Here is a 631-nt window from a genome sequence, read left to right as displayed (position 1 = left end):
ACGCCAAAGTGCTAAACCCAACGATGGAAGAACTGCTTACCGAGATGAAATCTGTGGATGGTGATTTGGCGCAATTGGCAGTCAAAATGGGGTTAGTTGATGAATTGGCGACACGCCAAGATATTCGTACCCTATTCGCCAAAGAATTTGGTAGCGACGGTAAAGACAGCTATAACGCCATTAGTTATTACGACTACCTAGCGACGATTCGCCCAGACTACACACTCGCAAACCATGATATTGCCGTTGTTGTTGCAAGTGGCGCCATCATGGATGGTCAACAACCTCGTGGAACAGTAGGCGGTGACACGGTTGCAAGTCTACTGCGTCAAGCGCGTAACGATGAGAAGGTAAAAGCAGTCGTGCTTCGCGTAGACAGCCCTGGTGGCAGTGCGTTTGCGTCAGAAGTGATTCGCAACGAAGTGGAAGCGCTAAAAAAAGCAGGCAAACCTGTTGTAGTTTCGATGTCGAGCTTAGCGGCCTCTGGCGGTTACTGGATTTCAATGAGCGCAGATAAAATCGTCGCACAACCAACAACACTGACAGGTTCTATTGGTATCTTCAGCGTTATTACGACGTTCGAAAAAGGCTTCAGCAAACTTGGTATCAACACCGACGGCGTTGGCACCTC

General features: G+C 48.8%; 1 protein-coding gene. It reads left to right on the top strand.

The genetic code is table 11. The features are described 5' to 3' along the window. On the top strand, positions 1–631 hold a 631-nt coding region (locus tag R7Z50_RS28520), incomplete at both ends, for a S49 family peptidase (protein WP_318149883.1).

The sequence above is a fragment of the Vibrio sp. 1249-1 genome (genome assembly GCF_033340495.1).
Note: the sequence above shows the minus strand (reverse complement) of the source record. Positions and strands in the feature narration are given on the sequence as shown.